General features: G+C 40.3%; 20 protein-coding genes and 2 tRNA genes. 6 read left to right on the top strand and 16 right to left on the bottom strand.

Translation table 11 applies throughout. The annotated features are described in order from the left end of the window. Nucleotide 1 precedes the first annotated feature (1 nt). From ruvA to D0T20_RS03965, 9 genes are all read right to left on the bottom strand, one after another. The gene (ruvA, locus tag D0T20_RS03925; protein WP_016635289.1) at nt 2-640 is read right to left on the bottom strand and encodes a Holliday junction branch migration protein RuvA; all 639 of its coding nucleotides are present in this window, start codon (nt 638-640) and stop codon (nt 2-4) included. Between the two features lie 60 nt (nt 641-700). Next, complete coding sequence (gene ruvC, locus D0T20_RS03930; RefSeq protein WP_004133171.1) at nt 701-1,282, bottom strand: crossover junction endodeoxyribonuclease RuvC; 582 nt, start codon at nt 1,280-1,282, stop codon at nt 701-703. A gap of 6 nt (nt 1,283-1,288) precedes the next feature. Further along, on the bottom strand, nt 1,289-2,047 hold the full coding sequence (locus D0T20_RS03935) for a YebC/PmpR family DNA-binding transcriptional regulator (protein WP_004113651.1): 759 nt from the start codon (nt 2,045-2,047) through the stop codon (nt 1,289-1,291). Between the two features lie 76 nt (nt 2,048-2,123). Then, the gene (locus D0T20_RS03940; protein ID WP_116438444.1) at nt 2,124-2,774 is read right to left on the bottom strand and encodes a CDP-alcohol phosphatidyltransferase family protein; all 651 of its coding nucleotides are present in this window, start codon (nt 2,772-2,774) and stop codon (nt 2,124-2,126) included. Between the two features lie 134 nt (nt 2,775-2,908). After that, a tRNA-Gln gene (locus tag D0T20_RS03945) sits at nt 2,909-2,979 on the bottom strand. 85 nt (nt 2,980-3,064) lie between these two features. Further along, nucleotides 3,065-4,087 carry a ribose-phosphate diphosphokinase gene (locus D0T20_RS03950; protein ID WP_016635287.1) on the bottom strand — a complete coding sequence of 341 codons (1,023 nt, stop codon included), beginning with the start codon at nt 4,085-4,087 and terminating at the stop codon, nt 3,065-3,067. 147 nt (nt 4,088-4,234) lie between these two features. Continuing rightward, nucleotides 4,235-5,014 (bottom strand): nicotinate-nucleotide adenylyltransferase, encoded by a 780-nt coding sequence (nadD, locus tag D0T20_RS03955; protein ID WP_018639219.1) that lies wholly within the window; start codon nt 5,012-5,014, stop codon nt 4,235-4,237. Nucleotides 5,015-5,068: 54 nt separating this feature from the next. Continuing rightward, the gene (locus D0T20_RS03960; RefSeq protein WP_116438445.1) at nt 5,069-5,665 is read right to left on the bottom strand and encodes a phosphoribosylglycinamide synthetase; all 597 of its coding nucleotides are present in this window, start codon (nt 5,663-5,665) and stop codon (nt 5,069-5,071) included. Between the two features lie 16 nt (nt 5,666-5,681). After that, complete coding sequence (locus tag D0T20_RS03965; protein ID WP_116438446.1) at nt 5,682-7,040, bottom strand: glutamate-5-semialdehyde dehydrogenase; 1,359 nt, start codon at nt 7,038-7,040, stop codon at nt 5,682-5,684. Nucleotides 7,041-7,112: 72 nt separating this feature from the next. Between D0T20_RS03965 and thrC the strand changes: the two genes are divergently transcribed. Further along, the gene (gene thrC, locus D0T20_RS03970; RefSeq protein ID WP_116438447.1) at nt 7,113-8,630 is read left to right on the top strand and encodes a threonine synthase; all 1,518 of its coding nucleotides are present in this window, start codon (nt 7,113-7,115) and stop codon (nt 8,628-8,630) included. 11 nt (nt 8,631-8,641) lie between these two features. On the opposite strand, the gene D0T20_RS03975 is transcribed toward thrC, so the two are convergent. The 7 genes from D0T20_RS03975 to D0T20_RS04005 form a co-directional block, all read right to left on the bottom strand. Further along, complete coding sequence (locus D0T20_RS03975; RefSeq protein ID WP_116438448.1) at nt 8,642-9,352, bottom strand: regulatory protein RecX; 711 nt, start codon at nt 9,350-9,352, stop codon at nt 8,642-8,644. Nucleotides 9,353-9,374: 22 nt separating this feature from the next. Then, the gene (recA, locus tag D0T20_RS03980; protein ID WP_116438449.1) at nt 9,375-10,532 is read right to left on the bottom strand and encodes a recombinase RecA; all 1,158 of its coding nucleotides are present in this window, start codon (nt 10,530-10,532) and stop codon (nt 9,375-9,377) included. Nucleotides 10,533-10,775: 243 nt separating this feature from the next. After that, the gene (locus D0T20_RS03985; protein WP_004130765.1) at nt 10,776-11,009 is read right to left on the bottom strand and encodes a DUF3046 domain-containing protein; all 234 of its coding nucleotides are present in this window, start codon (nt 11,007-11,009) and stop codon (nt 10,776-10,778) included. After that, nucleotides 10,996-11,736 carry a CinA family protein gene (locus tag D0T20_RS03990; protein ID WP_116438450.1) on the bottom strand — a complete coding sequence of 247 codons (741 nt, stop codon included), beginning with the start codon at nt 11,734-11,736 and terminating at the stop codon, nt 10,996-10,998. The genes D0T20_RS03985 and D0T20_RS03990 overlap by 14 nt, the downstream gene beginning before the upstream one ends. A 4-nt stretch (nt 11,737-11,740) precedes the next feature. Continuing rightward, on the bottom strand, nt 11,741-12,355 hold the full coding sequence (gene pgsA / locus D0T20_RS03995; protein WP_032815680.1) for a CDP-diacylglycerol--glycerol-3-phosphate 3-phosphatidyltransferase: 615 nt from the start codon (nt 12,353-12,355) through the stop codon (nt 11,741-11,743). Nucleotides 12,356-12,455: 100 nt separating this feature from the next. Next, nucleotides 12,456-15,155 carry a DNA translocase FtsK gene (locus tag D0T20_RS04000; RefSeq protein ID WP_116438451.1) on the bottom strand — a complete coding sequence of 900 codons (2,700 nt, stop codon included), beginning with the start codon at nt 15,153-15,155 and terminating at the stop codon, nt 12,456-12,458. 255 nt (nt 15,156-15,410) lie between these two features. Next, nucleotides 15,411-15,486: transfer RNA gene (locus tag D0T20_RS04005), tRNA-His, on the bottom strand. 132 nt (nt 15,487-15,618) lie between these two features. Between D0T20_RS04005 and purT the strand changes: the two genes are divergently transcribed. The 5 genes from purT to purM all read left to right on the top strand — a co-directional run bounded on the left by purT (nt 15,619) and on the right by purM (nt 24,505). Further along, complete coding sequence (gene purT / locus D0T20_RS04010) at nt 15,619-16,992, top strand: formate-dependent phosphoribosylglycinamide formyltransferase (RefSeq protein WP_116438452.1); 1,374 nt, start codon at nt 15,619-15,621, stop codon at nt 16,990-16,992. A gap of 170 nt (nt 16,993-17,162) precedes the next feature. After that, nucleotides 17,163-17,945, top strand: a complete 783-nt coding sequence (gene purC / locus D0T20_RS04015) for a phosphoribosylaminoimidazolesuccinocarboxamide synthase (protein WP_016791951.1) — start codon at nt 17,163-17,165, stop codon at nt 17,943-17,945. Nucleotides 17,946-18,071: 126 nt separating this feature from the next. Further along, nucleotides 18,072-21,845 (top strand): phosphoribosylformylglycinamidine synthase, encoded by a 3,774-nt coding sequence (locus D0T20_RS04020; protein WP_116438453.1) that lies wholly within the window; start codon nt 18,072-18,074, stop codon nt 21,843-21,845. A gap of 69 nt (nt 21,846-21,914) precedes the next feature. Next, nucleotides 21,915-23,408, top strand: a complete 1,494-nt coding sequence (purF, locus tag D0T20_RS04025; protein ID WP_116438454.1) for an amidophosphoribosyltransferase — start codon at nt 21,915-21,917, stop codon at nt 23,406-23,408. Between the two features lie 62 nt (nt 23,409-23,470). Continuing rightward, nucleotides 23,471-24,505, top strand: coding sequence for a phosphoribosylformylglycinamidine cyclo-ligase (gene purM / locus D0T20_RS04030; protein WP_116438455.1), 1,035 nt, complete (start codon nt 23,471-23,473; stop codon nt 24,503-24,505). Nucleotides 24,506-24,512: the final 7 nt, after the last annotated feature.

Here is a 24,512-nt window from a genome sequence, read left to right on the forward strand (position 1 = left end):
CTCACCTGCCTCTATCCAGCGAAGACAAAGCCATGCGCAAAACTGTTGGCATATCTTCATCTCTAATTGGCAAAGAAATATGCTCTTGTTTACAAACGCTTTCCACTGCTTTTTGAGCATCAAACTGCTTCCAGCCTAAAGACATCAATCCAACAACAACTTTTTGCATAGAAGAATCAATAAAATCGCTTATATTCTTGTTTACATTTTTATCCATGCTATCTTGTGCTAATAAAGACACGTCAATAGAGCCTTTAAGCTCGAGGATAATTTTTTGTGCACCCTTTTTTCCCAACCCAGGAGCGGAAGAAAGAGCAGAAACATCTGAATCCGCAATAGCCTTAATCAAACGATCTACGCTTAATGTTGAAAGCAAAGAAAGAGCTACTTTAGGACCCACTCCACTAACTTTTTGTTGAATTTGAAGAAAAATACGCTTTGCAGCCATACTTGTAAAACCATAGAGCGTAATAGCATCTTGACTAACTTGCAAAGACGTATAAACTCTAACTTCTTGACCTTCGCGCAAAGATGATAAATCTGACGAAGGCATATATACCTCGTAGCCAACGCCACAAACACAGACAAGCGCACAACGCGAATCGATAGATTCCACTACGCCATTAAGCATACCGATCATCAGCGCTCACCTTTCAAAATAAATCCCTACAGTCTATAGAACATCTGTTCTATAGACATCCTACATACCTCGCCCGACAGAACTTGATCCGCGCGCCGCACGCAAAGACTCAGCCCACTTTCTTTGAGCATCTGTTAAATGCTGCTCTCGCTCTCCTCCTTGCAATGCGCCTGCAGGCCTAAGAGCATGGCAAATAGCTTGAGCTAAAGCATCTGCAGCATCTGCAGGAGTTGGTAAAACATTAAGATTCAAAAGACGCGCAACCATGCGCTCTACTTGCTCTTTGCCAGCACTGCCACTGCCTGCAACAGCAAGTTTAACCTCCGTTGGAGTGTGTAAAGCAACAGGAATACCCCTTTGAGCTGCAACAAGCATAGCGATTCCTGCAACTTGAGCAGTTCCAAGCACCGTATTTCGATTTTCTTGAGCAAACACGCGCTCAATCGAAACAACATCTGGCGAAAACCTCTCGATTTTTTCCACAAGACCATTGTAAATTTCTAGCAATCTTAAATCTTGAGAAGTTTTTGGATTGCTTCTTAAAACATCGACGTGAATAAAAGAAAGCCGACGAGAAACGCCGGCTTCAATCACGCCGACCCCGCAGCGAGTAAGCCCGGGGTCAACGCCCAAAATCATCATTGGAAACTATTCTGCTTCCTCAAGCTGAGCCATAACTTCATCCGAAGCAGTCCAGTTGCTATAAATATTTTGAACATCGTCCAAATCATCGAGATTGTCAATCAAGCGAGACACCTTTTGAGCATCTTCAAAGCTCAACTCAACCTCGTTATTTGGATGCATAACGATTTCTGCAGAATCGTAGTCAAAACCAGCATCTTGCAAAGCCTTACGAACAGTTACCAAATCGCTAGAATCCGTGTATACGGAATACACGTCTCCATCGTCTGCAACGTCTTCAGCACCTGCTTCTGCAGCAATATCAAAAAGCTTGCTATAGTCAACGCCTTCGCTAGGAACTTCAATCAAGCCCTTGCGCTCAAAGTTAAAGCTCACAGAACCACTTGTAGCCAAAGAGCCATTGCCCTTTGTAAGAGTGGAACGAACATCTGCTGCAGCGCGATTACGATTATCTGTAAGGCACTCAATAATCAAGCCAACGCCTGCAGGAGCATAGCCTTCGTAAACAATCTCTTCGTAGTTTGCGCCGCCTGCTTCTTCTCCAGAGCCACGCTTAACAGCACGCTTAATGTTGTCTGCTGGCATAGAAGCTTTCTTGGCTTTAACGATTGCATCGTACAAAGTTGGGTTACCATCTGGGTCTCCACCACCAAGACGAGCTGCGATTTCAATATTCTTAATAAGCTTGGCGAAAAGCTTGCCGCGCTTTGCGTCGATAGCGGCCTTCTTGTGCTTTGTGGTCGCCCACTTGGAATGACCTGACATGATACTCCTAAAAAGTGTACGGTTACGTAAACGTGATGATTTTAATGCGCTTTAGCGACAAATCACCAAATTGAATTTATTTAAGCAAATTTTTAACTTCAAAAATGCGCTGAAAAACAGTTATAGCTCCACCAATGCAAAGAATAATCATTGCCAAGCAAAGCCACAATAGCCAACCCGTTAATCCGCTTAATCCCATTGAAACTAGAATTATGGCAACTCTATCGGCGCGAGTAATCAATCCTTTTTTAGCGTCTACTCCAACAGACTCACCTCTTGCTCTCGCATATGATGTTACAAAAGCAAACATCATAGATACTAGCGAGCACACTAATCCGCAATATCTCAAAAAATTATTCACATAAAATGGCAAATATAAGCAAATGTTTAGATTATTTGCGCGATATAAACAAATGCTAACACAAGCAAAAAGCGACCAATCTGCAATTCTATCTAGAGTTGAATCTAAAAATGCGCCAAATTTAGTGCCACCATTCTTGTTTGTTAAAGCAGCAACAGAGCCATCTAAAGCGTCTGCAAGAACAAAAATCGTAAGCAAAATAGTGCCAATAAAAAGCTGGCCGCTTATAGAAATAAAAACAGAAGTTGCAACAAGCGCAATAGTGCCAAAAATCGTAACACTGTTAGCGCTACATCCAAATTTAACAAGAAGCTTTGCGATTGGCAAAATAACACGTTTGAATCCGCTTCTTAAAGATTCCAACATATTAAGCCTTTCTTCGATTCAAGCACAGTATTCAAACACAGCGCTCAAACACGAGTATTCAAACACAAATCACTTCTAAACCCATCACCGCGTTAACAAAAACGCCGCTTAAAACTAAGCGGCGCTAATTCTAGCTCCCTCACCTGGATTCGAACCAAGACAAAGGGTTCCAAAGACCCGTGTGCTGCCATTACACCATGAGGGAACGGCGGAAAAACCGCCAAGTCACTATTATGCCACAACAATCAAAATCGTCAAGCTTGGCGTGGCGAAATAGGATTTATGCAAATTTATGCAAACAAAAACCCTTTTCCGTGGTGCTCTGGGTATGTATCAAACAGCTTTGCAACAGACCCATCTTCAAACACAGCTTTAATCGCGCTTGCCAAAAGTGGAGCAATCGAAAGAACCGTCAACCCATCCCAACGCTTTTCTTGTGGAATTGGAACAGTATCTGTTAATACAACTTCTCTAGCGCCACAATTCTTTAATCGCTCAACTGCAGGACCCGAAAGAACGCCGTGCGTTGCAACAACAGTTACAGACTTCGCTCCAGCGTCTTTAAGAACATTGCAAGCACCTGCGATCGTTCCAGCAGTATCGATTAAATCGTCTACCATAACGCAATCGCGACCAGCAACATCACCAACTACACGGTTTGCAACAGCTTGATTTGGACGCGTAATATCTCTAGTCTTATGAACAAAAGCCAATGGACCTCCGCCCAATCTTTGCGCCCACTGTTCTGCAACACGAATTCGCCCTGCATCTGGCGAAACAACGGTAACATTGCCTAAATCTTCGCTAAAGCGATCCCTTACATAGTCCACCAAAACTGGCATAGCAATCAAATGATCTACAGGACCATCAAAGAATCCTTGCGATTGTGCAGCATGCAAATCAACGCTCATAATGCGATCTGCGCCTGCTGTTTTAAGTAAATCAAACATCAAGCGGCAAGAAATAGGCTCACGACCGCGATGCTTTTTATCTTGTCTAGAATATCCAAGCAACGGGCACACAGCGGTAATAGAACGAGCAGACGCGCGCTTTAATGCATCAATCATAATTAACTGTTCCATAATGGACTTATTAACAGGGTCACTATGACTTTGCAACACAAACACGTCTGTTCCTCGCACAGACTGAGTGTAACGAACATACATCTCGCCATTAGCAAAATCGTATGCCGTTGTTTCCAATACTTCTATACCAAGCTGATTCGCAACATCTTTAGCAAGCTTAGGATGCGCGCGACCAGTTACGAGAACAAGGTTTTTATCTGGCTTTCCTTCAAGGACGATGCTCACCATATCTCCAAACGCTAGTTCGCTAACAGTCCACAAAAATCGGACTGAGTTCAATACTATCTATTTGCGCAGACTATAACAATTAAGCCGTTTCATACATAACAAATGCTTGCAAACAGTTGCAAATCCTTACAAAAACATTACAAATCATTACAAATCGCGTATGTATAAACCGTGTTTAACAATGTATTGAACAACGCCGTCTGGAACCAAATACCAAACTGGCTCCCCATGCTCTGCACGCTTGCGAACATCTGTTGAAGAAATCGCCAACGCTGGAATCTCCAATATGTCAACTGGAAAACGATGATTGTGACAATTAATCATATCGTCGCAAGAATCGTAAGATGCAGAGCGAGCCTCAATTTGTGTAAACTTTTCTGGACTTGCATACCCTGGACGCGTTACAGCAACAAATCTAGCCAAACTCCATAATTCTCTAGCATTTTTCCATTGCATAATCTCTGCAATAGCGTCTGCTCCAGTAATAAAGAAAAGCTCCGCGTCTGGGTGTTGTGCGCGAATGTCGCGAAGCGTGTCGATTGTGTAAGTAACACCAGGCCTATCAATATCCACTCTAGAAACTGTAAATTTTGGATTTGAAGCTGTTGCGATTACAGTCATCAAATATCGGTCTTCTGCATTTGTGACTTTCTTGTCTAGCTTAAAAACAGGCTTTCCAGTAGGAACAAAAATAACTTCGTCTAAATCATAAACCCACGCAACTTCGGAAGCTGCCACCAAGTGGCCATTATGAATCGGATCAAAAGTGCCACCCATAATTCCTATGCGCGGGTGTTGATGAACATTTCCTCTTGCAGAGTGCTTAAGCCTAGAAGAATTTGCCGAAACTGGCACACTAGCTTGACTTTGGTCAAAAGAACCTTGGAACAAATCCGACATTCTGCGTTCTGTAGATGAATCACTCATTTAAACAAAATCCCATTTTATTTTAAATTAGCCACATTTGATGCGTTATATGCATTATGCGTTAGCTGCATCTGCCGCATCATCTGCTTTAACTTCATCAATTACGCTGGAAGCAACATTTGCTTTGTCTGGATTAATGTTCCCCATTTCTTCATTCCACTCATCTTGAACAACGCGCTTAATTTCTTCAAACGTTGGAAGAGCAAAATCAGGCTGGAAAACACCTCTAATGTTTGCAACACACTCCGTAATCTCTACAAGAACTTCGCTCATATTGTCTATAAGACTAGCGCGCTCAAGCTTACTAAATTCAGCTATATTGCTTTCCATTTTTTGCAAATTCTTATTAACTTCATCTATTGTTTCGCTATTTTCTGGCGTAACAACATCTCGATTATCTCTATCTGGCCAACCCATTAAAACAGCGTCAGCATACTCAAGAGAAGACCTTTGACTTGCAGAAGCAATCCCATCTTCTATTTGAACTAAAAACACGTAACGAACAATAGACAATCTTTCTGCTGCAACATCTAAAGCATCAAGCACATTAGAAGCACCTACACCGTTAGATAAGCTTATAGATAGGCTTAAATCCTCGTTTGATTGATTTTTAGCAATTTTAGACGATTGTGATTGTGATGTATCAGGCATATTCTTAACCTTACTCTTAAGCCCTTATTTGTCCTTGCCCGTAGCCAATCCACTTTGTAGTTGTCATCTCTACTAAGCCCATTGGCCCTCTTGCATGCAACTTTTGAGTGGAAATTCCAAGCTCCGCTCCAAAACCAAATTCGCCGCCGTCTGTAAACCTTGTTGAAGCATTTACCATAACAACCGCGCTGTCTATTGACGAAACAAACTCATTAATCGTTAAGTAGTCTTGCGCAATAATCGTTTCCGTGTGACCCGTTGAATATTTTGAAATATGATTAATGGCATCTTTAACACCATCTACAACTTTTACTCCGATTTGCAAAGACAAGTATTCTGTAGACCAATCTTCATTATTTGCATGCTCTAGTTTAATACCACTTATGTTTGCGGATGATAAAATATTGTATGATTCTTCATCAGCATGAATTAAAACATTACGATTCGCTAATTCACTTGCGACTTTTGGAAGAAAATCTTTAGCAATGCTTCGATCTACAAGTAATTTTTCTGCAGCATTACAAACTCCGACTCGTTGCGTTTTTGCGTTTATAATAATCGGAATTGCTTGACTAAAGTTTGCTGTTTTATCTACATAAATATGAACGTTTCCAGCACCAGTTTCTATGACTGGGACTGTTGATTCCTTAACAACTGCCGCGATTAGATTTGCGCTTCCTCTAGGAACAAGAACGTCAATATGACCATGAGCGTGCATCATTGACGTTGCGCCGCTTCTGCCTAAATCATCAACGGATTCTATAAGATTTTCACTTACACCAAAATCTTTTAAGACTTGCTTTAACACACTAACAGTTGCGCGATTTGTGCATTCGGCTGCACTTCCGCCTCTTAAAATTACAGCATTTGAAGATTTTACGCACAAAGATGCAACGTCAACAGTTACATTTGGTCTAGCTTCGTAAATCATTCCCATTACGCCGATTGGTACTCTTACTTGAGAAAGTCTAATACCATTTTCCAGCGTGTATCCTCGAACAATTTGACCAACAGGATCTTGCAATTGTGCTATTTTTCTAACACTTTGAGCTGATTTAACTATTCTTTCTTTATTAAACACAAGTCTGTCTAGTTTTCCAGCATCCATACCATTTTTTTGAGCTGTTTCTAAGTCTTGCTTGTTTGCTTTTTCAATAAATTCTGCGTTATTTTCAAGAGAATCAGCAATAGCATTTAAAAGATTGTTCTTAAAAGTGGCATTAGCTTTAGCAAATTCTCTTTGTGCGATTCGCGCATCATCTGCTCTAGAAAAAACAATAGAATCTGTAGAGTCCCCATGCTCTTTAGAACTATTGACTTGCTCACTATTATGCGTTTCGTCAAACTTTGTATTGAGATTAATCATATTGAACATATTAGCAATAGCAGTGCTTAGGCTCCAACGCTTCGGGTATTATGTATAGCAATTGACACAAATGGAGGAATCATGGCAGAAAACACTACGAATGCAGTTATGTTTCATAGCACTAGGTCTAACTCTAAAACCTACACTTCGAAGCAAGCTATTCGTAGGGGCATAGCTGAAGACGGTGGCCTGTTTGTTACGGATTGCCTTGGTGAAACTCGCTACAATATTTCTAATATTGTTGGAAAATCTTATAAGCAAATCGCTAAAGATGTTCTTCAAATCCTCCTTCCAGATTTTACTTCTAGCGAGCTTGATGAGTGCGTTGAAAATGCTTATGGAGATCAATGGGAAGATTGCGAAGTTACTCCATTAAAGCAGCTTGGCACTAACAATGATTTTGTTTTAGAGCTTTTCCACGGCCCTACTTGCGCTTTTAAAGATGTTGCTTTGCAAATTTTGCCACAATTTATTCGTTGCTCAAAAAATGCTTCTGACTCTAGCCAAAACGTTATGATTCTTACAGCTACTTCGGGAGATACAGGCAAAGCTGCTCTAGCTGGCTTTGCAAACGTTGAAGGCACTTCTATGGTTACTTTTTACCCAGAAGGTAAAGTAAGTAAAATTCAAGAATTGCAAATGACAACTCAAAGCGGAAGCAACGTAAAAGTTTGCGCTGTTAGAGGTAATTTTGACGACACTCAAAGCAGCGTTAAGCAAATCTTTACTAACGACTCAATTAATGAATCGATTAAGAACAACAATAATGCTTTGCTTTCTTCTGCTAATTCGATTAATATAGGCAGACTTATTCCTCAAGTTGTTTACTACTTCTACGCTTATTCTAAGCTTGTTGAACGCGGATCTATAAAGCTTGGAGACGAAGTAGAATTTTGCGTTCCAAGTGGCAATTTTGGCAATATTCTTGCTGGATATTATGCAAAAATGCTTGGCCTTCCTGTAAAGCACTTGATTGTTGCAAGCAATAGCAACAATGTTTTGTTTGACTTTTTGGTTAGCGGAACATATAACAAGATTCGACCTTTCCATCAAACGGTTGCGCCTTCTATGGATATTCTTGTTTCTTCTAATTTGGAACGCATGCTTTACTACATGTGCAATAAAGATACGCGACTTTTGCAAATGCTTATGAATGATTTGCAACAATGGGGAGCTTTTGAAGTACCAGAAGACGTGCTTTCTAAAATTCGAGAACTTTTTGGATGCGGCTGGGCAAACGAGGATCAAATTCGCGATTCCATAAAAGAATGCTGGAATAAGCATAATTATGTTATTGACCCACATACTGCTTGCGGATACTTTGTTATGAGCCATATTCCTCATGATTCTAGCGTTCCTCGCGTTCTTTTAAGCACTGCAAGCCCGTATAAGTTCCCTAGAGTTGTTTGCGAATCTTTAGGCTTAAATGTTGAAGGATTAGATGATTTTGCTTGCATGGATTTGCTAGAAAGAAAAACTTCTACAAACGCTCCTAAAATGCTTAGCGAACTTAAGAATAAAACAGCTAGATTCAACGATGTTATTAACGTTGAAGATATGCCAGATTACGTTCTTAAGTGCGCTAACGAAATCTGCTAAGTCCTAATAGTTTAAGACTTAAACAGAGCATAATATACTTCGTTTAACGTGCTTAAATCGTGACCTTTTCTAGCTCCTGCAGAGAAGAATCTTCGCCTTCTAACATCTGGTTCTAGATTTTTTGTTCGCTGTGCTACCTTTTTACCTAAACTCCATGCGCTTTGTTCAAAAACACCGTTTTCTCTAGCATCTTGCAAAGATGAGGTTATTATTGCAGAAGCAACTCCCTTTTTTTGCAACTCCATGCGAGTTGCACGTTCTCCTAATGTTCTACTTGAGCATGAGCGTATAACAGATTGAGCATATTGTTCATCGTCAATCAAGTGCAAATCTTCTAAACGAATTATTACAGATTCAACAATATTCTCTCTGTAGCCCTTATCTATAAGCCTATTTTTTAAGTCGTTTGAAGATCTTGCAGCATAATCTAACATTCTTAAAGCACACTCTTTGCAACTATCAAAGTCGCATGCTTTTTTAGAGTCTACTTTTTTAACAGCTTTATTATTAAAAGAGTTATACTTTTGCAATCTATAAGACGAATGGCATGAGTCTTCTTCGCAATCACCTATTTCAACACTATTCTCTGAATAATGTGAATTAACAACTTCTAAACTACAATCATCTTGTGCACACACATTCTTGTTTTTAACATCATTTTTGTTAAAAACAGAAGCGTCTACGGGCTTATGATTGCGAAGAAAACTCTCAACACTAATCATCTATTAGTCTTCTCACCTATCACTATTTATTCTTGGAATCTTTACTAGAAGCATCTGACTTATTTTCTGCATTAGAATTCGACTTTGCTTTTTTGCTATCGTCTTCATCTTCTACTTCAACAAATTGATCTTCTGGCTTCATTAGTCCAAAAGCGACTTTCACTTTATCGCTAATTTCTTCCGTAATAGCAGGATTATCTTTAAGGAATTGACGCACGTTTTCTCTACCTTGACCAAGCTGTTCACCCTCATACGTAAACCAAGAACCAGACTTTTTAATAACGTCACACTGTACAGCCATATCAATTACAGAGCCTTCAGTAGATATTCCTTCTCCATAAAGAACATCAAATTCAGCTGTTTTGAAAGGAGGAGCCATTTTATTCTTAACAATCTTTACTTTAGTTCGATTTCCAACAGCTTCTTCCCCGTTTTTAATGGTAGAAACACGCCTAATATCCATTCGAACAGACGAATAGAATTTAAGAGCTTTACCACCTGTAGTTGTTTCTGGACTACCAAAGAACACACCGATTTTTTCTCGAAGCTGATTAATAAAGATTGCTGTTGTTCCAGCTTGAGACAAAGCTCCTGTCATCTTTCTTAAAGCCTGACTCATTAAGCGAGCTTGCAAGCCAACATGGCTATCTCCCATGTCTCCGTCAATTTCGGCTTTTGGAACAAGCGCTGCTACAGAATCAACAACTATAACATCTAAAGCGCCAGATCGAATAAGCATATCCGCAATCTCTAAAGCTTGCTCACCATTATCTGGCTGAGAAACAATAAGAGAATCTGTATCTACACCTAATTTACGCGCATAAACTGGATCTAACGCATGCTCAGCATCAATAAACGCTGCAACTCCGCCATTCTTTTGAGCATTAGCAACAATGTGCAAAGCTAACGTTGTTTTACCAGAAGATTCAGGACCATAAACCTCTACAATGCGCCCACGAGGAACGCCACCAATTCCCAAAGCCATGTCTAGAGCTAAAGAACCAGTAGGAATAACCTCAACGTCTTGCAGTGGCTTATCTCCTAATCGCATTGCAGAACCTTTGCCATATTGTTTTTCAACATTTGCAAGAGCCATCTCTAGCGCTGCTTTTCTACGTGGATCTGCCTTGTCGGCATCAATAAGACGATCCACAGCACCCTTTTTTGTTTGTTGTGCCATATTATTACTCCTTTCGCATGCCGATGTATTGATGACCATACTCAATACATGATGCCCGTGCAAGCGTTTTAGAGCAATGTGGTTAAAGGCTATTTTCCAATAACCAATAGGCACTTACACGCTGCAAGAAGACCAACAATTAAATATTATACACCATAAACGAACATTTGTTCGATATGCGTGTTGGCTTGAAATTCCAACAAAAACACATACACGCAATCAAAATAAAAAATAAAATAACCCTTATTTTGCTGGAAGTGGCGGAGCATTATGATCTTTGCCCCACCTTTTATTATCTGGAATATTCATGTGATCACATAAAACATTCCAAACAATTCTAGGCTCCACGCCAGCATCAATCGCCTCGCGCGCGCTCATACCATCAAGCTTTTGCAACTCTTGGTCTTTAGCAATACTCCTACCAAATTCTCTACCGAAAACTTCTTCAAGAAGCTCCCAAAATTCACGTTCGCGCATAAAAAATCCAATCTTCAAAAATAAGAGAATAAAAAATCTTAATTAGCGCACTAACAACACCAATACGAACGTCTTTTCTATCTCCAGAAATATTTAGTTGAGCGCAAAGCGTAAAACCGTGATCAACTGAATAAGTAGAACATCTACTTAAAGAAAGATTGCTTATTTTGCCACATTTACACTCAAAAACACGATCTTTAATATTGTTAATTTTTAGCGAAACTAAATCAAAATCAAGCGAAGAACAGCGCTTTGAAGCAACATTTGGAATAAAAATTCCAACGTAAGCCAATCCTTGCGGTTTTAAGCCATCGGGACCAGGCCCTGCAACGCCAGTAGTAGACAATCCAATAACAGGAAAATCTGCACTATCAACATCTTTACTAGAATCCGTGCAATCATATTGCCACTTTGCGCCGCTATACAATCTTGCGCAACCAAACGCCATTTGTTTTGCAACGCTAGGCTCTACAGCACCGCAAGTTTTAAGCAAATCGCAATCCACGCCAAGAATCTTAGATTTTTCGCGAATATCGTAAGTAACAGCCGATCCAAGAAAAACCTTTGAGGCTCCAGGAATATTTACAAACGAATCCGCAAGAAGTCCTCCCGTTAAAGATTCTGCACAAGAAATATGCAAAGAATTATTCACACAAAAATCGAGAATTTTGCTTGCAAAATCGTCTGTAGAATCGTTTGCAAAAACGCTTGCCAAATCGTCACACATTTTACTATCGCTTAAATGCACCGCGCACGTAAAGGAATCCAGAATAGAGCGCAAAACCAAGAGCAATGCCTATAAAACCGTAGCAAAGCGAGTAATAGCACACAACCCAAACAGAAACATTGTAAGCGCAAAATATTGGAACAATAGGCGCAAGCAACATTGAAATTCCAACAGATTGAGAAAGCGTCTTATACTTTCCAGCCCAAGATGCTGCAATAACTTTTCCGCCTTTATCTATAACGTAAAAACGCAAAACCGTAATGCCTATTTCTCTAAGAATAAACAGTAGAGTAATCCACCAATAAAGCTCGCCAAAAGCAGAAGCAATAATAAGAGCAGAAAGTATTAAAAGCTTATCGGCAATAGGATCTAAGAGTTTTCCAAGCTCTGTAACTTGATTATATTTTCTTGCCATCCAACCGTCTAATTTATCTGTTGAAGCTGCGATTATAAACATTGCAAATGCAGCCCAGCGAACCGAAGTAGAAGCATAGCCCCAAGGTCCAGAAATAAGATACAAAACGATGAATACAACAGAAAGAGCTATTCTTATGTAAGTCACAATATTTGGAGCACAATTCCAACCTTCTAGCAACTTAGACTTACCATTTTGCAACATCGTTAATACCTCCATAACCGCTACACAAACATGGTATAGCAAACGCAAAACTTAATTAAAAACAATGCTTTAGCAATGCTTTTACAATACTTAATTATTCTTAATTCAAAGAATCAGACTCACCTTTAATAAAAGCTAAGACTTTAGGCAAATCTTGCGGCTGAACAAGAACTTCACGCGCTTTAGAGCCTTCCGAAGGCCCAACAACGCCACGCGACTCAAGCAAATCCATAAGCCTACCTGCCTTAGAGAATCCAACACGAAGCTTTCGTTGAAGCATAGACGTAGATCCAAATTGTGCACCAACAACAAGCTCGGCAGCTTGAAGGAGCTCATCCATATCGTCGCCAATATCTGTTGTTTTAGCTTGCACTTGAGCCTGTTCATCTGCTTTTGCAGCCATTTGCTCAATGTCTTCCCTATATTTTGGCTTTCGCTGAGTTCTAACATATTCTACAGCTTTACGAATCTCTGATTCGCTAACCCAAGATCCTTGTACACGTTGAGGCTTAGCAGCGCCCATTGGAAGGAACAAAGCATCTCCTTGACCAATCAAAGTTTCCGCACCAACAGTGTCTAGAATAACCCTAGAATCCGTAGCAGAAGATGTAGCAAAAGCCAGTCGAGACGGAATATTCGCCTTAATCAAGCCAGTTACAACATCAACAGAAGGGCGTTGAGTCGCAAGAACCAGATGCACACCTGCAGCACGAGCAAGCTGCGTGATTCGCTGAATAGAACTTTCAACATCGTTTTTTGCAACCATCATCAAATCAGCCATCTCGTCTACAACAACAAGCAAATACGGGTATGGCGCAACTTTTCTCTCGGAGCCTTTTGGCGCATGAACCTTGCCTTCGCGCACAGCCTTGTTGAAGTCTTTTACATGGCGGAAACCAAAGAATTGCAAGTCATCATAGCGCGCATCCATCTCTTTAACAACCCATTCAAGAGCTTGAGCAGCCTTCTTAGGATTCGTAATAATAGGAGTTAACAAATGAGGAATTCCAGCATACGCAGAAAGCTCTACTCGCTTTGGATCCACCAAAATCATGCGAACCTGCTCTGGAGTAGCACGCATAATAATCGAAGTTAGCATAGAGTTTATAAAGCTTGACTTTCCAGAACCAGTAGCACCAGCAACAAGCAAATGCGGCATTTTATCTAGAGCAGCAGTTACAAAATGACCCTCAACGTCTTTACCAACTCCAGTGAGCATAGGATTTGAATCCTGGCGAGCTTTATCTGACCTTAAAACATCTCCAAGGTTTACAATCTCTCGATCTACGTTTGGAATCTCTATACCAATCGCAGACTTTCCTGGAATTGGAGACAAAATACGCACATCTGTGCTTGCTACAGCGTACGCAATATTTTTTTGAAGATTTGTGACTTTTTCAACTTTTACTCCAGGCCCCAGCTCAACTTCGTATTGAGTAACAGAAGGCCCTCTTAAAAAGCCAATAACCTTTGCATCTACTTCAAACTGTTCAAACGTAGAAGTTAGCGCACGAATTACGCGATCATTTGCAGGAGTTCTAGTTGCGTGCGGTTTTCCGTGAACAAGAATGTTCAAATCTGGCAATCTGTACGGCTCTTCGCTGTACTCACTTGAAGAATCGTTAGAATCGTTTGCATTATTGGCGTTGCCCACACTATCTTCATCATTTTCTTGCGATGACCTATATTGATCCAACTGCTGACCAGGCATTTTACTCCATGGATCATTGCTATATTGCGATTCGCCACTAATTGGCGCTTTTGGAAATTCGTCAATATACATTTGACCAGAAGACGGCAAAGAATTAGCGCCATAAGTGCCATTAGAAACACCATTAGAAGCAACAACACGCGGATGATTACTTTGATTCTGATCTTCTTGCGGGTCCGATTTAGAGCCGTAGTCTTCAATAGAGTAACCATCTTGACTTGGCTTAGAAGAAGCGCTAAGAAAAGCATCATCTCCAGCATACGCATCTAAAAGTTCGCTATTACTATCCTTCTTTTTAGAGCCGAACATAGAATTAAAAATTTTAGAGATTATTGAATTGTGCAAATCTTTACGCGACTTTTCCGATTCACTAGAATCATGAGTTGGAACGCCTTCTGCAAACTCAAGATCATCGCTGCCATTACTCGAATTTTCATCATCTGTATTCTCTAAGTCTTGATTATTCTTTGACTTTTTAGAGAAAATAGATGAAACAAATTGAGTCACATCTTCAACATGTAATTTAAGAATCATTAAAATAGCAAAAATTGCAATAATAACAAAAATTGTAAGAGCAAAAATCCTAGATAATCCCCAGGCCAAAGGAGAACCTAAGAAGAATCCTAATAATCCGCCAGATTTCTGCAAATCATCTATATTAAATTCTTGATTTTTGCTTGCAATCAAAATGTCTAAAATTGAGCAAATTGACCATAGAAGAAGAACAAAACCACCTATAACACGAGGATTTCCAGATTTAGCACCACTATTTCGCATAAGCCTAATAGCAACCGCACTAAGCCACACTGGCAAAACAACGCTCATAATGCCAAAAATCGCGGAAGATAAAGAGTGCAAAGCAACGCCTAAGAATCCGCTAACTCTAAACCATTCAGATGCGCAAAAAAGAACAGCAAGAATAAGCATTACAAAGCACAATCCATCTCTACGGTATGCCTCATCGTATTGCCCAACTCCAAAAAGCGAGCGAACTGCTTTGCCAATAACACGCGGAACAAAAAGCAGAGCAGACTCCCAAAATGGCTCATTAGTCTGCGCTTTAGACTGCTTACCACCATTGTTTGGCATATAAATCGCTCCTCCATAAAATGCGCGTACAAAAACCGCTAACAACTAGCAAGCTAATCGCCAGCAATCATTCACATTAAGTACAAACACCAACCGAATTACTTAAAATTATCCAATCAATATTATCAAATTAATAGCTTTACTTATTCTACTCCAAAGCGTGCTAACAAAATAAACGTGTTTGAACACAAAAACAAGACAAAACAGAAAGCCATACAGAGTAAAAAAAAATCGGCTGTGAAGCAGCCGATTAAGTGGGGTGGCTAACGCGGCTTGAACGCGCGACCTTCTGAACCACAATCAGATGCTCTACCGACTGAGCTATAGCCACCATTACAGCGCGAAACCCTTCGGGAATCGCACAACAGAGGAATACTATACACGATTTTTCTAATTTGCGCTACCCTTGCGATTTTCGGCGCGTCGCACAAAATACGACGTTACTTAATGACACAATAAGACTATGAGTTTTTTGCAAAAATCAAATGCAACCAGCATGCTCAACGAGCAAGCAGAACATTGGAAAAGCGTTGAAAACAATCGCACTTTTGGCATTCTAAATTCAGCATCACACACAACTACAGCACTTCTTTTAGGATCTGGAGAGCTTGGAAAAGAAATCGCTATAGAGCTTATAAGACTTGGTATTAAAGTATGTGCTGCAGATAGCTATGCAAATGCTCCAGCAATGCAAGTTGCGCAAGAAAATCGCGTTTTAGATATGAGCGATTCTAAAAAATTGCAAGAACTAATAAACAACATAAACCCGAACATAATAATCCCAGAAGTTGAAGCAATATCAACCGAAGTATTAAAAGACGTTGTTAAAAACAAAAAAATTCAAGTTGTTCCAAGCTCTAGTATCACTTCGATTGCAATGGATCGCGAAGCTTTGCGAAAAATCGCCCACGAAAAAATTGGTTTGCCTACTACACCATATTGTTTTGCTTCAAGCTACAAAGAGTTAGAAGAAGGAGCAAAAATCGTAGGGTATCCATGCGTAGTAAAACCAATTATGAGTTCTTCTGGTCATGGTCAATCTATTGTAAAAGATCCTAAAAATCTTGAAGATGCTTGGATAGAAGCACAAAATGGAAGAAGATCTAAGCATAAAACACAAAACTTGCAGAGTGAAGATAGTGAAAATAATGAAGATATATCTCGCGTAATCGTAGAATCACTTGCTCCTTTAGACTACGAATTAACGGTTTTAACAGTGTGCTCAAGCGCTGGAATAACAACATGCGAACCTATTGCACAATGCCAAGAAAACGGCGACTACAGGCAATCATGGCAACCAGCAAACATACCAGAAAATGTTAGAAAATCAGCTCAAAATATTGCAAAACAAGCCGTAGAAGGTTTAAGCAAAATAGCAAAAGAGAACGGCGAAACATGCTGGGGCATTTATGGAGTTGAACTCTTTGTTCTTAAGAATGGAGATTTACTTTTTAACGAACTATCCCCTAGACCGCACGATACTGGCATGGTAACAATGATTTCGCAATATTATAGCGAGTTTGCTTTGCATGTTTTAGCCATTTTAGGTGTTCCAATCACACAAAAGCATACTGCTCTTTGCTTAAAAGATAACAAAGTTGCATTAAGCCACGCACTTGTTGTGCAAGGAAACGGTGCTGTAGGATTTACAAATCTTGCGCAAGCATTAGATGAAGAAGATTGCACAAGATGCGATATACGAATTTTTGGAAAACCAGAAGTTCACGGCTCAAGACGAATGGGTGTTATTTTGACAGTATCGAACAGCGTAAATGACGCAAAATCTTGTGCGACACGCATTGCAAGCAAATTACACACAGTAGAACTGCCATCGTAGAACGCTGAAAAGTCAAGGTTTTTACTACTTTTATTAGACAAAAAATCAAAAAATAATACAAATAAAATGTAGGTAACAATTGTTAGTCTAATCTTGCTGGCGGTTGAATAAACCTTCAAATAATGATGGTTTGCAACACTCAGCCATGGATACAACGGAGAGGCACGTCAATGGAAAAACTTGACAAGTTGTATGAAGGTAAAGCAAAGAAATTGTATGCCACGAGTAACGATAACGTTCTGTGGGTTCAATACATGAATCAAGCTACAGCTGGCAATGGTCTTAAAAAGGCTCAAATTGCTGGAAAAGGAAGCTTAAATAATCAAATCACTTCTCTACTGTTCAATCTTCTTAAAGCTCGTGGAGTTAAAAGCCATTTTCTTGGCAGAATTTCAGATACCGAACAACTTGTAAAGCGCATGAAGATGTTTCCGCTAGAAATAATAATGCGAAACACAGCTGCTGGTTCTTTTGCAAAACGATATGCCGTTAAAGAAGGAACTGCACTAAAAAAGCCTCTTTTGGAGTTTTGTGTAAAGTCAGACGATCTTGGCGATCCTTTTATTAACCCAGAAGGCGTTGTAGCTTTAGGTCTTGCTAGCGAAAGCGAAATGGCAGAAATCACAAAGCAAGCTCACGCTGTAAACAATGCACTTTTGGATATTTTCAACAAAATCGACGTTCAACTCGTTGACTTTAAGATTGAAGAAGGCATAGACGCACAAGGAAACATTCTTCTTGCAGACGAGATAACGCCAGATACATGCCGACTTTGGGATAAGCGCAATACGAATGGCTCTGAAGTAAGTCATTTAGATAAAGACTTGTTCAGACGCGATTTAGGAGACATAATTCCAGCCTACGAAGAAATATTCTCGAGGCTTAAATCTCTTGCGCAAAGCGAAGGAGTAAACTTCGACGAAGTCAATCCAAACGATTGCGCTGAACAATAATTTTAATGTGGCTCGCATCTTTTAGGTGCGAGCCACGCGCGTTCTTAAACAAATAAATAAACAAACAAGCAAACAAAAATAGCCAAACACAAATAGCCAAAACTACAATTGCAAGGCAGGTTCACCGTGGTATTTCGCGTTTATGTTGAAAAACGATCTGGTTTCGATATAAAAGCCCAACATCTTAATCACGAGCTTAAAGAAATTCTTGGTATTGATTCTCTAAAATCCACGCGCATAATCAACAGGTATGATGTAGAAGGAATATCTAAAGATCTTTTTAACACTGCTGTTAAAACGGTTCTTAGCGAGCCTACAGTAGACAACACTTACGACTACTTGCCTATTAGCACAAATGAGCATGTTGTTGCTATAGAGTTCCTTCCTGGCCAGTTTGATCAGCGCGCGCAATCCGCAAGCGAATGCGTACAAATGATTAGTCAGGGAGAATGCCCTAAAGTTAGAACTGCTCAAATTCTTGCTTTTAATGGCAATTTGTCTAAAGAAGATATTGACTCAATTAAACACTACGTTATTAATCCAGTAGAAGCTCGCGAAGCATCGCTAGATAGTGTCGATACGCTTAAGAGTGAGGCAATTGTTCCAGCAAACGTAGAAGTATTAGACGGATTTAACGATTTAGATTCCAACGGCTTGCAAAAATTCATTGAAGATCGCGCGCTAGCAATGGACTTGGCTGATGCTAAATTCTGCCAAGACTATTTTAGAAGCGAAAATCGCAATCCAACTATTACAGAAATAAAAGTAATAGACACGTATTGGTCCGACCATTGCCGCCATACTACTTTTGGAACGCATTTTGAAAACGTTCAAATAGATGACGAGCAAGTAAAAGATGCATTTAATCGTTATCTTAAACTACGAGAAGAGCTTAAGCGCACAAATAAGCCGATTTGCCTTATGGACATGGCAACTATTGGCGCAAAATATTTAAAGCATACAGGAAAGCTTAAAAACTTAGACGAATCCGAAGAAATCAACGCGTGCACAGTAAAAGTAAAAGTTGACGTTAATGGGCACGATGAAGACTGGCTGTTTTTGTTCAAAAACGAAACGCATAATCATCCTACAGAAATCGAACCCTTTGGCGGCGCTGCAACTTGCATTGGCGGTTGCATTCGAGACCCTCTTTCGGGACGCTCCTACGTATATCAAGCAATGCGCGTAACTGGAGCAGCCGACCCTAGAACTCCTATTAGCGAAACTTTAGAAGGAAAACTATCTCAACGAAAAATCGTAACTTCTGCAGCTGCAGGCTACTCGTCTTACGGAAATCAAATTGGATTAGCAACAGGCGAAGTACACGAGCTTTACCACCCAGGATATGTTGCCAAACGAATGGAAGTTGGAGCGGTTGTGGCAGCTACCCCAGCAGACCACGTTAGAAGAGAAACACCTGAGCAAGGAGATGTGATTATTCTTCTAGGCGGCAGAACTGGAAGAGACGGAATTGGCGGAGCAACAGGTGCTTCTAAAGCGCAAGACGCAGACAGCATTGAAGAGTGCGGAGCAGAAGTTCAAAAAGGAAATGCACCTATTGAACGCAAGTTGCAAAGACTTTTTAGACGCAAAGACGCATGCCGTCTTATTAAGCGTTGCAACGATTTTGGCGCTGGTGGCGTAAGCGTTGCAACTGGAGAAATCGCAGATGGCTTGATTATTAACTTAGACAAGGTGTCTAAAAAATACGAAGGCCTTGATGGCACGGAGCTTGCGATTTCTGAATCTCAAGAGCGCATGGCAGTTGATGTTTCTGCAAGCGATGCAGACGAATTTTTGAGCTACGCGCGTCAAGAAAATTTGGAAGCGCAAATTGTAGCTACAGTTACAAAAGAAGCTAGAATGAAAATGACTTGGCGAGGAAAAACAATTGTTGATCTAAGCCGCGAATTCCTAGCTTCTAATGGCGCTCCAAAAACACAAGATATTTACGTTGAAAATGGCAAAAATTATGCTACAAAATGGCAAGACGAAAGTGGAGTTTACTCTGGAAAGTCTTTAGCTGAGCGCATTAAAAATCTTGTTTCTAACATAAACGTTTGCTCAAACAAAGGCCTTAGCGAAATGTTTGACTCCACTATTGGAGCCGCAACCGTTCTTATGCCATTTGGCGGCCGCCGTCAGCTCACTCCAGCACAAGCAATGGTCGCAAAATTCCCAGTGTTTGGCGAAACAAACACCGCTTCTGCAATGTCTTGGGGATTTAACCCATACATTATGGAAAAGAACCAATTTACGGGAGCGTACATATCGGTTGTAGAATCTTTAGCAAAGCTTGTAGCAAGCGGTTTTACAATCGAAAACGCTTATTTAAGCCTTCAAGAATATTTTGGCAAACCGCAAAATGTTCCAGAAAGATGGGGAAAGCCTACTGCAGCAGTTCTTGGCGCTTTAAGCGCGCAAATTGATTTTGGCGTTGGCGCGATTGGCGGTAAAGACTCTATGAGCGGAAGCTTTGAAAATCTTGACGTTCCTCCAACTCTTATATCGTTTGCTGTTTCCACAGGAGACGCGCGAAATGCTGTTTCGCCAGAATTCAAAAAAACCAATAGTAAAATCCTAAGAATACTACCTACGTATAAAGAAGACGGCATTACACCTAACGCTCAAAGCTTCTTAGAGGCGATTAGGATTGTTGAAAATCTTACTTCAAGCAAGCGCGCGCTAGCAATTAGCACTCCAGGTTTTGGAGCTAGTGCAGAAAGCTTGTTTAAGATGACTTTAGGCAACCATATTGGATTAAAACTTAACGACTCTGTTAAAACAGACGACTTGTTTAAGTCTAGATATGGAACTTTCTTTGTAGAAGTGGATGAAGATTTTAACGTTGATGATTTTGCAAACAAGGTTAGCAAAAATCTTGTAAACGTTGAAGTTATTGGACAAACGTGCAATGAATTTAAGCTTTATGCTTGCAACGAAATTATTAGTTTAGATGATTTACAGGAAGATTGGGAAAGTCCTCTAGAGAGCATTTTCCCATATAGAGGTAAAGGAAGCGCAGTTCGCGAAATAAATTCCACTAATCGAAAGCCTGTTAGAAATCATATGAAATCTAGCAGAAGAACGCCATTGAGCAAGCCGCGCGTAATCATTCCAGTTTTCCCTGGAAACAATTGCGAATACGACACTCAAGCAGCGTTTGAAAAAGCTGGAGCAGAATGCAAAACGCTTATAATCAATAATTTAAGCGCTGATGATGTTGTAGAATCCGCAAAAGAGCTTGTTAAAGAGATTAATAAAAGCCAAATTGTTATGATTCCTGGCGGCTTCTCTGGAGGCGACGAGCCAGACGGTTCTGCAAAGTTTATAGCTGCATTCTTTAGAAACCCTGCCGTTAGCGACTCTGTTCGCGATTTGCTAAACAATCGCGATGGCTTAATGCTTGGTATTTGCAACGGCTTCCAGGCTCTTATTAAGCTAGGTCTTGTTCCATTTGGAGATATTGTTCCAATGGATGCAGAATGCCCAACTTTAACGTTTAACACTATTGGAAGGCATCAAAGCAAGATTGTTAGAACTCGCGTTGCATCTAATCTTTCTCCTTGGCTTTCAAATTGCAAAGTTGGCGATGTTCATAGTGTTGCAATATCTCATGGAGAAGGTCGATTCGTAGCATTACCAGAAGTTATGGATACTCTTATACAAAACGGCCAAATTGCAACGCAATATGTTGATAGCAATGGCGTTCCAAGTATGAACCTTAAAGTAAATCCAAATGGATCGCTTATGGCTGTAGAAGGAATCACTAGCCCAGATGGAAGAGTATTCGGGAAAATGGGTCATTGCGAGCGCAGCGGTAACGGTTTGTACGTAAATATTCCAGATTTTAGAACACAAAACATTTTTAGTGCTGGCGTTGAATACTTTACGTCATGATTGGGGATTTTGTGTTTAATTATTCTAATCAAAATATTTATTGCGATTTTGAAAATATAGGGGGTGCGAATGTCTGCTGAGCTTGAAGGAGTTCACGAAGAATGTGGCGTTTTTGGAGTGTGGGGTCATTCCGATGCCGCAAGACTTACCTACTTTGGATTGCACGCATTGCAACATAGAGGCCAAGAAGGTGCTGGAATAGTTGCCAACGATAATGGACATCTTAAAGGATACAGAAACTTAGGTCTTTTAACGCAAGTTTTTGCAAACGAAGACATTATGAAGCATCTTACTGGAAACAGCGCGATTGGACACGTTCGTTACGCGACTGCTGGATCTGGAAGTGTTGAGAACATTCAACCTTTTCTGTTTTCTTTCCATGATGGAGATGTTGCTTTAGGGCATAATGGCAATCTTACTAATTGCACAACTCTTAGAAATAAGCTAGAAGATTGCGGAGCGATTTTCCACTCTAACTCCGACACAGAAGTTTTGATGCATATTATTAAAAGGTCGAACAAAACTTCATTTATGGATAAGCTTAAAGATGCGCTGTTAACTGTTCATGGCGGTTTTGCATACTTACTTCTTACAGAAGACGCGCTTATTGGAGCAACGGATCCTAATGGTTTTAGGCCTCTTAGTCTAGGAAGAATGAGTAATGGTGCTTACGTTCTTGCATCGGAAACTTGCGCTTTAGATATTGTTAGCGCGGAGTTTATTAGAGACATTGAGCCTGGCGAAATAATCGTTATTAATAATGATGGATACAAGATTGAGCGTTATGCAAAGAATATTCAGCACGCTGTTTGCTCAATGGAGTTTATCTATTTTGCTCGCCCAGATTCTAATATTTACGGCATTAATGTTCATTCTGCGCGAAAGCGCATGGGAGCACGCCTAGCTAAAGAGTCTCCTGTAGACGCAGATATGGTGATTGGAGTGCCTAATTCTTCGCTTTCTGCAGCTGCAGGATATGCCGAAACAAGCGGAATCCCTAACGAGATGGGTTTGATTAAAAATCAATACGTTGCGCGCACTTTTATTCAGCCAACGCAAGAGCTTAGAGAGCAAGGCGTTCGCATGAAGCTTTCGGCTGTTAGAGGTGTTGTTAAGGGAAAGCGCGTAATTGTTATTGACGATTCAATCGTTCGCGGAACCACGTCTAAGAGGATTGTTCGTCTTCTTAGAGAAGCTGGCGCTAAAGAGGTTCATATGCGAATCTCTTCGCCTCCTCTTAAATACCCGTGCTTCTACGGAATCGATATTCAAACAACTAAAGAGCTTATTGCAGCTAAGCATTCTGTTGAGCAAATTCGCGAGTATATTGGCGCTGACTCTTTAGCGTTCTTATCTTTAGACGGTCTTGTTGAGTCTATTGGGTTAAATAAGCCTGCTCCGTACGGAGGATTATGCGTAGCGTATTTTAATGGCGACTACCCTACTGCTTTAGATGACTACCGAGATGAATTCTTAGCTTCGCTTTCTAAAGAAGACAAGGAAGTTTTAGAGAATATTAAAAAGAATAGTAAATACAATTTTGCGACTAAAAACTGCGATTAAACTACGACTAAACTTCGACTAAACACTTAAAACACTTAAAACAAACACGAAAGGATTCTTAAATGCCAAACGCATATGAACAAGCTGGCGTTAGCGTAGAAGCTGGCTACGAGGTTGTGCGAAGAATAAAATCCCACGTAAATCGCACAAAAAGACCAGGCGTTATGGGCGGAATTGGCGGTTTTGGCGGCCTGTTTGATTTAGCAAGCCTTGGATACAAAGACCCAGTGCTAATTTCTGGAACAGACGGAGTTGGCACAAAGCTTATGATTGCGCAAATGATGCAAAAGCATAATACGATTGGCATTGATTGCGTTGCTATGTGTGTAAACGATATTGCAGCTCAAGGAGCACAGCCTCTGTTCTTCCTTGATTACATTGCTTGCGGAAAAAACAATCCAGAAATACTTGAGCAAGTTGTTTCTGGCGTTGCAAACGGATGCGTGCAATCAGAAGCAGCATTAATTGGCGGAGAGACTGCAGAAATGCCAGGAATGTACGATCAAAGCGAGTACGATCTTGCGGGATTTGCTGTAGGAGTTGCAGAAAGAGAAAACATTGTTGACGGAAGCAAAATACAAGCTGGAGACACTCTTATAGGACTTGTATCTTCGGGAGTGCACTCAAACGGATTCTCACTTGTTAGAAAAGCACTTTTTGATGTAGCTAATTACAACGTAAATAGTAAACCAGAAGAATTGTGTGGCAAATCTATTGGCGAAGTTCTTTTAGAGCCTACAAAAATCTACGTTAAAGCATTAAAACCGCTTTTTGCTAATCATCTTATTAAAGGCGTAGCTCATATTACAGGCGGCGGATTTATAGAAAACATTCCAAGAATGTTTGCAAATAATCTTGCAGCACAAATCGACACAAAAAAGTGGCAAGTTCCTGCAATTTTCAAACTTATTGAAAAGTCGGGTAAAGTAGACCACTCAGAAATGTTCAACGTTTTTAACATGGGAATCGGAATGGTATTAGCAATTGATGCAAATAAAGCCGATGAAGCTATGCAAATCCTTAAAAACAATAATGAACAAGCGTATGTTATTGGCAAAATGATTGAACGCGAAAACGTTGCAGTTGAGTTGTTATAATTCACAA

Source organism: Gardnerella piotii (assembly GCF_003397585.1).
Lineage (GTDB): Bacteria > Actinomycetota > Actinomycetes > Actinomycetales > Bifidobacteriaceae > Bifidobacterium > Bifidobacterium piotii.

Excerpts from the sequence above, each read along its gene's own strand:
- ruvA (WP_016635289.1), bottom strand. The coding sequence starts at position 640 with ATGATCGGTATGCTTAATGGCGTAGTGGAATCTATCGATTCGCGTTGT.
- ruvC (WP_004133171.1), bottom strand. The coding sequence starts at position 1,282 with ATGATGATTTTGGGCGTTGACCCCGGGCTTACTCGCTGCGGGGTCGGC.
- D0T20_RS03935 (WP_004113651.1), bottom strand. The coding sequence starts at position 2,047 with ATGTCAGGTCATTCCAAGTGGGCGACCACAAAGCACAAGAAGGCCGCT.
- D0T20_RS03940 (WP_116438444.1), bottom strand. The coding sequence starts at position 2,774 with ATGTTGGAATCTTTAAGAAGCGGATTCAAACGTGTTATTTTGCCAATC.
- D0T20_RS03950 (WP_016635287.1), bottom strand. The coding sequence starts at position 4,087 with ATGGTGAGCATCGTCCTTGAAGGAAAGCCAGATAAAAACCTTGTTCTC.
- nadD (WP_018639219.1), bottom strand. The coding sequence starts at position 5,014 with ATGAGTGATTCATCTACAGAACGCAGAATGTCGGATTTGTTCCAAGGT.
- D0T20_RS03960 (WP_116438445.1), bottom strand. The coding sequence starts at position 5,665 with ATGCCTGATACATCACAATCACAATCGTCTAAAATTGCTAAAAATCAA.
- D0T20_RS03965 (WP_116438446.1), bottom strand. The coding sequence starts at position 7,040 with ATGTTCAATATGATTAATCTCAATACAAAGTTTGACGAAACGCATAAT.
- thrC (WP_116438447.1), top strand. The coding sequence starts at position 7,113 with ATGGCAGAAAACACTACGAATGCAGTTATGTTTCATAGCACTAGGTCT.
- D0T20_RS03975 (WP_116438448.1), bottom strand. The coding sequence starts at position 9,352 with ATGATTAGTGTTGAGAGTTTTCTTCGCAATCATAAGCCCGTAGACGCT.
- recA (WP_116438449.1), bottom strand. The coding sequence starts at position 10,532 with ATGGCACAACAAACAAAAAAGGGTGCTGTGGATCGTCTTATTGATGCC.
- D0T20_RS03985 (WP_004130765.1), bottom strand. The coding sequence starts at position 11,009 with ATGCGCGAACGTGAATTTTGGGAGCTTCTTGAAGAAGTTTTCGGTAGA.
- D0T20_RS03990 (WP_116438450.1), bottom strand. The coding sequence starts at position 11,736 with ATGTGTGACGATTTGGCAAGCGTTTTTGCAAACGATTCTACAGACGAT.
- pgsA (WP_032815680.1), bottom strand. The coding sequence starts at position 12,355 with ATGTTGCAAAATGGTAAGTCTAAGTTGCTAGAAGGTTGGAATTGTGCT.
- D0T20_RS04000 (WP_116438451.1), bottom strand. The coding sequence starts at position 15,155 with ATGCCAAACAATGGTGGTAAGCAGTCTAAAGCGCAGACTAATGAGCCA.
- purT (WP_116438452.1), top strand. The coding sequence starts at position 15,619 with ATGAGTTTTTTGCAAAAATCAAATGCAACCAGCATGCTCAACGAGCAA.
- purC (WP_016791951.1), top strand. The coding sequence starts at position 17,163 with ATGGAAAAACTTGACAAGTTGTATGAAGGTAAAGCAAAGAAATTGTAT.
- purF (WP_116438454.1), top strand. The coding sequence starts at position 21,915 with ATGTCTGCTGAGCTTGAAGGAGTTCACGAAGAATGTGGCGTTTTTGGA.
- purM (WP_116438455.1), top strand. The coding sequence starts at position 23,471 with ATGCCAAACGCATATGAACAAGCTGGCGTTAGCGTAGAAGCTGGCTAC.